Genomic DNA, 7,060 nt, shown 5'->3' with positions numbered 1-7,060 from the left:
GTGATCTGGGGTTCGGCCTGGACGACTTGCCGGGGGATGCCGTCGATCTCGGGGAACGTGGTGCGCAGCGCTTCGTGCCGGTCGCTGACGTCCCGCAGCGCCGCCTCCAGCGCCCCCGCGTCCACGTCACCGTGCAGCCGCACGGAGAAGAAGACGTTGTACTGGGCGCTCCCCTCCGCGAAGCGGTTGAGGAACCACTGCCCGCGCTGCGCGTGCGACAGCGGCACGACCTCGGGCCTGACCATGGGGCGGACGCTGTCGCGGGCGCGGTCGGCGCCGGTCAGGGTGCCGGCGAGCCGGGCGGGTGTGGGGTGTTCGAACAGGGCGCGGATGGGCAGTTCGACGCCGAGAGCCGAGCGGACCCGGGAGACGAGGCGGGTCGCCAGCAGGGAGTGGCCGCCGAGGTCGAAGAAGTTGTCGTCGGCGCCGACCCGGGTGGCGCCGAGGATCTCGGCGAACAGCCCGCACAGGATCTCCTCCTGCGGGGTCCGCGGGGCGCGTGCGCCCGGGCCGCCGGAGATCTCGGGGGCGGGCAGCGCCCGCCGGTCCAGCTTGCCGTTCGCCGTCAGCGGCAGCTCGTCGAGCGTGACGAAGGCGGCCGGGACCATGTAGTCCGGCAGCGACTGCCGGAGGTGGGCGCGCAGGGTCTCGGCGTCCGGCGCGGCCGTCCCGGGCGCGGGCACCAGGTAGGCGACGAGCCGCTGGTCGCCGGGGGTGTCCTCGCGGGCGACGACGGTGGCCTGGGCCACGTCCTCCCGCTCCGCGAGCACCGTCTCGATCTCACCGAGCTCGATGCGCAGGCCGCGGATCTTGACCTGGTCGTCGGTGCGGCCGACGTACTCCAGCGTGCCGTCGGCGGTCCAGCGGGCGAGGTCGCCGGTGCGGTACATGCGCGACCCGGCAGGGCCGTACGGGTCGGCGACGAACCGCTCGGCGGTCAGGGCCGGCCGGTCGAGGTAGCCGCGCGCCAACTGCACCCCCGCGATGTACAGTTCGCCGTTCGTGCCCGGCGGCACCGGCCGCAGCGCCGCGTCCAGCACGTACAGCCGGGTGTTCCACACCGGGCGGCCGATCGGGACGGGGCCTGGGCGGTCGTCCGCCGCGCACGGCTGGAAGGTGACGTCGACGGAGGCCTCGGTCGGCCCGTACAGGTTGTGCAGCTCGGCGGCGGCCAGCACGGTGAAGAACCGGTCGCGCAGCTCACCGGGCAGCGCCTCGCCGCTGGAGATCACCCGTCGCAGCCCGGTGCACCCGGCGGCGGCGGGCTCCTGGAGGAAGGCGTGCAGCATCGACGGCACGAAGTGGGCGGTGGTCACCCGCTGTTCGCGGATCAGACCGGCGAGGTACGCGGGGTCGCGGTGCCCGCCGGGCTTGGCGACGACGAGCGTGGCGCCCTCGGTGAGGGGCCAGAAGAACTCCCACACCGACACGTCGAACCCGGACGGGGTCTTCTGCAGCACCCGGTCGTCCTCGGTCAGCCCGTACTGCGCCTGCATCCAGGCCAGCCGGTTCACGATGCCCTCGTGCGGGACGGCCACGCCCTTGGGGCGGCCGGTGGAGCCCGAGGTGTAGATGACGTACGCCGGGTGCGCGGCGGACAGCGGGGTCCGCCGCTCGGCGTCCGTCACGTCGCCGTCGGTGTGCGCCGCCTGCGCGGCGACGCCGTCCGGGGTGTCCAGGACCAGCGTGTCCACGCCGTGCCCGTCCAGCACCGCAGCGGTGGCGGCGGTGGTCAGCAGCAGGGCCGGCCGCGACTGCCCGAGGATGTACCCGATCCGCTCGGCCGGGTAGTCCGGGTCCACCGGGACGTACGCGGCGCCGGTCTTGAGGACCGCCAGCAGCGCGACGATCAGCTCGGCGGAACGCGGCACCGCCAGGGCGACGAACCCCTCGGGGCCCGCGCCCCTGGCGATCAGCAGCCGGGCCAGGCGGTTGGCCCGCGCGTTGAGTTCGCCGTAGGGCAGCCGCTCGTCCCCGACGACCACAGCGGTGCGCTCCGGCGCGCGCCCGGCCCACGCCTCGAACAGCGCGGGCAGCGTCGCCGGCGCCACGTCGTGCGTGGTGGTGTTCCACTCCACCAGCACCCGGTCGCGCTCGGCCGCGCCGAGGACGTCGATCCGGCCGGTCCGCCGGTCGGGGTCGGCCGCGATGGCCTCGAAGACCCGCACCAGCCGGCCGGCGAGCGCCTGGACGGCGTCCTCGTCCAGCACGTCCGGGCGGTATCCGAAGCGCAGCCGGATCCGCTCGCCCGGGTACGCGATGAGGCTCAGCGGGTAGTGCGTGGCGTCGCGGCCGGTGAAGCCGGAGACGCGGACGCCCCCGGTGCTCCGGTCGAGCGCACCGGGGTCGAGCGGGTAGTTCTCGAAGACCGCGAGGGTGTCGAAGAGCGCGCCGAGCCCGGCCTGCCGCTGGATGTCGGTGAGTCCCAGGTGCTGGTGCTCGATCAGGCCGGACTGCTGGTCCTGGAGGCGGCTGAGGAAGGCGCTCACCGGCTCGGCCGGATCCAGGCGGGCCCGCGCCGGCAGGGTGTTGATGAACAGCCCGACCATCGTCTCCACGCCGGGGAGCTCGGGCGGGCGGCCCGCGACGGTGGCTCCGAACACCACGTCGTCACGGCCGGTCAGCGCGGCCAGCAGCAGTCCCCAGGCGCCCTGCACCAGCGTGTTCATGGTCCAGCCGCGGCCGCGGGCCAGCTCCGCCAGCGCCGCGGTGAGCTCCGGCGGCAGTTCGGCGGTCAGCTCGCGCGGGGCCACCCGCACGTTGCTGCCGGCCTCCGGGGCCAGCAGCGTCGGCTCGCTGAAGCCCTCCAGCGCCCGGCTCCACGCCCGGCCGGCCGCGTCGCGGTCCTGGCGGGCCAGCCACGCCAGGTAGTCGCGGTACGGGGTGACCTTAGGCAGCCCGGTGGCATCGCCGGCGGTCTCGTACAGGGCGAACAGGTCGTCGACGAGCAGCGGGAAGGACCAGCCGTCGAGCAGGATGTGGTGCAGCGAGACCACCAGGTGGTGGTGGTCCTCGCCGAGCCTGACCAGGGTGAAGCGGACCAGCGGGGGCCGCGCCAGGTCGAAGCGCCGGGCCCGGTCCTCCGCCAGCAGCCCGGCCAGCGCCGCGTCGCGGTCGGCGCCCGTCAGCCGGCCGAGGTCGGCGTGCCGCCACTCCGGCTCGGCGCGCTTGGGGATCACCTGCACCGGGCGGCTCAGCTTCTCGTGCCGGAAGGCGGCCCGCAGGTTCGGGTGGCGGTCCAGCAGCGCCAGACCCGCGGCCTCGAGCCGGTCGGGGTCGAGCGGCCCGTCCAGGTCGAAACCGAGCTGCACGGTGTAGGCGTCGACCGCCCCCTCGTCGTACAGGCCGAGGAACAAGATGCCCTCTTGCAGCGGGGACAGGGGCAGAACATCAGCGAGTCCCGACGTACTCATGAGGGGTTCCTCCACTCGGTTTCCAACAAGTCGATTTCGGCCTGGGACAGCGACACCAGCGGCAGGTCCGAGGGCGTCCAGCCGCCGGCGCCGGTCCGGCCGGCGTGCGCGGTCAACGCGTCGAGCGCGTCGAACCAGGCGTCGGCCAGGGCGCGGACCTCGTGCTCGGCGAGCACCCCGTCCGGCCAGGACCACACCGCCTCCAGCCACGGGCCGTCGGCGGTGTCGCGCGTCACCGCGTTCAGTTCGAGGACGTGCGCGAGCGGCATCGCCGGGTCGGCACCGGCGCCCAGCACGTCGGCCAGCGGGTCCGGGGTCCAGTCCGGCACGGCGGCGCCCTGCGGCGCGGCGAACCGGCCGAGGTAGTTGAACGAGATCTGCGGCCCGGGCCGTCCGGCCAGCGCCGCGGCGGTGCGGGGATTGAGGTGGCGCAGCAGCCCGTACCCCAGGCCGTGGTCCGGCAGGGCGCGCAGCTGCTCCTTGACCCGCTTGAGCGCCTCGCCCGCCGCCGGGCCGCCCGCCCGGACCTCGCCGAGGTCCAGGTGGCCGGGGTCGAGGCGGACCGGGAACAGGCTGGTGAACCAGCCGACGGTCCGGGACAGGTCCACGCCCTCGGTGAACTCCTCCCGGCCGTGCCCCTCCAGGTCCACCAGCACGGCCGTGCCGCCGCCCTGGTGGCGTCGCCGGCCGCCGACGGCCAGCGCGAGCGCGGTCAGCAGGACGTCGTTGACGCCCCCGTTGAACGTCGCGGGGACGGTGGTCAGCAGCGGAGCCGCCCGGTCCGGCGGCAGCGAGAGGGTCAGGGACCGCGCGTTGCCGGCGGTGTCGACCGCGGGGTCCAGCGGGCGGTTGCCGAGCAGCGGCTCCGCGTGGTCCGACATCGCCGTCCACAGCGGGAGTTCGCCGGTTCTTGCCGGGTCCTGGGCGGAGGTGGTCAGGTGCTCGGCCCAGCGGCGGAAGGACGTGCCGACCGGCTCCAGCCGGGCGGCGCGGCCGTCCCGCGCCGCCTGCCACGCCTCGGCGAGGTCCGGCAGCAGGATCCGCCAGGACACCCCGTCCACCACCAGGTGGTGCAGCGCCAGCAGCAGCCGCCCGGGCCGGCCGGGTCCCGCGTCGAACCACACCGCCTGGACCATCCGCCCGGCCTCCGGATCGAGCCGGTCGAGCGCCCGGTCGGTCTCCGCCCCGATGACATCGGGCAGTTCGTCCTCGGCCGTCGCCGAGACGTCGGCCCGCACCACGCACCCGTCGGCGGATACGGAGCCGCGCGGGCCGATCTCCAGCGCCCAGAGGCCGTCCTGCGGCCGGTCCAGCCGCATCCGCAGGGCGTCGTGGTGGTCCAGCAGGGTGCGCAGCGCCGCCGTCACGGACGCCAGGTCCAGGCCGGCCGGTACGCGCACGAGGGTCGTCTGGCTGAAGCGGCCGATCGGGCCGCCGCGGGACTGCTGCCACGCGATGATCGGGGTGAGCGGTACGCGTCCCGTCCCGGTGTCCGGGCCGGCGTCCCTGGCTCTGTCGGCGAGCGACCCGTCCGCGGCCTCGGCCGGGTCGCTCGCCGACAGGGCCAGCGCCTCGACCGTGCGGTGCCGGAAGACGTCCCGCGGGGTGATGGTCAGCCCGGCCCTGCGCGCGGCGCTGACGAGCTGGATGGAGGCGATGCTGTCGCCGCCGAGGTCGAAGAAGTTGTCGTCCAGGCTCACTTCAGGCACGCCCAGCACCTGCGCGAACACCTCGCACAGGACGCGCTCCCGCTCGTTGCCGGGGCCGCGGCCCGAACCCGTCGCGCCCTCCGGCGCGGGCAGCGCCCGCCGGTCGAGCTTGCCGTTCGGGGTCAGCGGCAGCGCGTCCAGCGCCACGAACGCGGACGGCACCATGTAGTCCGGCAGCATCTGCTCGGCGTACTTGCGCAGCACCCCCAGGTCCGGGTGGGCCGCACCGGGCGGGGGCACCACGTAGCCGACCAGCCGGCGCTGCCCGGGGCGGTCCTCGCGGACCACGACCACGCTCTCGCCGGCGCCCTCGTGCCGGGCCAGCACCGCCTCCACCTCGGCGAGTTCGATGCGGAAGCCGCGGATCTTCACCTGGCCGTCGGCCCGCCCGGCGAACCGCAGCTCCCCCTCGGACGTCCACGCGACGATGTCGCCGGTGCGGTACATGCGGGCGCCGGCCGGGCCGAAGGGGTTGGCGACGAAGCGTTCCGCGGTCAGCGAGGGACGGTTGAGGTAGCCGCGGGCCAGCCCGTCGCCCGCGATGTACAGCTCGCCCGGCACCCCGTCCGGCACCGGCCGCAGACCGCCGTCCAGCACGTAGACCCGGGTGTTCCACACCGGGCGGCCGATGGGCGGCGCCGTCAGGGCCGGCGTCAGCGGCGCGCTCGTCGTGGCCGCGACGGTCGACTCGGTGGGCCCGTAGGCGTTCACCATCCGGCGGCCGGGCGACCAGCGGGCCACCAGCTCCGCCGAGCACGCCTCACCGCCGACGATCAGGGTGCGGAACGCGGGCAGGTCGACGGCCGGCACGCTGGCCAGCGCGGCCGGAGGGATGAGCGCGTGCGTCACCTCGTACCGCGCCAGGAACTCGGCCAGCGGCTCACCGGCCAGCGGGCCCGGCGGCGGCACCACGAGCGCCGCGCCGACCGGCAGGGCCATGCACACCTCCAGCACCGCCGCGTCGAAGCTCGGCGAGGAGAACTGCAGGATCCGGCTGTCGGGCGTGACGAAGAAGCGGGTGACCTCGCTCGCCGAGAAGGCCGCCATGCCGCGGTGCGTCACCGCGACGCCCTTGGGCGTGCCGGTCGAACCGGAGGTGTAGATCACGTACGCCGGGTGGTCCACCCGGGCCGGCGCGGTCCGCTCGGTGTCCTCCACGTCGTGGTGGAGCTCACCGGCGAGACTCTCGGCCAGGGCGTCGTCGTCCAGCACCAGCACGCCGGACCCCGCGCCGGCGGGTAGGCCGCGCCGGACGGCGGCCGTGGTGACGACCAGTGCCGGACGGGCGTCCTGGAGCATGAACGCGATCCGCTCGGACGGATAGTCCGGCGCGATCGGCAGATAGGCCGCTCCCGACTTGAGCACCGCGAGCAGCGCGGTGATCATGTGCACCGAGCGCGGCAGGGCGAGCGCCACCGTCTGCTCGGGCCCGATGCCGCGCGCGATGAGATGCCGGGCCAGCCGGTTCGCGCGCGCGTTGAGCTCGGCGTACGTCAGCGACTCGTCCGGGGACACCACCGCGGTGCTCTCCGGGGTCCTGGCCACCTGCGCCTCGATCAGCGCGGCCAGCGTGGCCGGCCGCAGGTCGTACGCCGTGCCGTTGCGCTCCACCAGCAGCCGTTCGCGCTCGGTGCCGGACAGCAGCTCGATCTGCCCGATCCGCTGCTCCGGGTCGGCCGCGACCGCCTCGAGGACGCGCACCAGCCGCTGCGCCAGAGCCTCGGCGGTCTGCTCGTCGAACAGTTCGGTGCTGTACTCCAGCACGCCCTCGACACCGCCCGGCGCGCTGTCCTCCCCGTGCACCTCGACCAGGTCGAAGGTCAGGTCGAACTTGGCCGTCGGCGTCCGACGCTGCTCCAGCTCACCGCTGATCCCCGGGAGGTCGAGGACGGGGGCGGGGTTGTTCTGGAGGGCGAGCATGATTTGGAAGAGGGGGTT

The 7,060-nt window shown here is 74.9% G+C and carries 2 protein-coding genes; both read right to left on the bottom strand.

Annotated features, from left to right (window positions below):
* Positions 1–3,413 (bottom strand): non-ribosomal peptide synthetase (locus K7862_RS36745; RefSeq protein ID WP_222970094.1); only part of this gene is annotated, 3,413 nt, incomplete at its 3' end.
* On the bottom strand, positions 3,410–7,060 hold a 3,651-nt coding region (locus K7862_RS36740), incomplete at its 5' end, for a non-ribosomal peptide synthetase (protein ID WP_222970092.1). The genes K7862_RS36740 and K7862_RS36745, both read right to left, overlap by 4 nt.

The organism is Actinacidiphila acidipaludis, from assembly GCF_019890725.1.
Taxonomy (GTDB): domain Bacteria; phylum Actinomycetota; class Actinomycetes; order Streptomycetales; family Streptomycetaceae; genus Actinacidiphila; species Actinacidiphila acidipaludis.
Note: the sequence above shows the minus strand (reverse complement) of the source record. Positions and strands in the feature narration are given on the sequence as shown.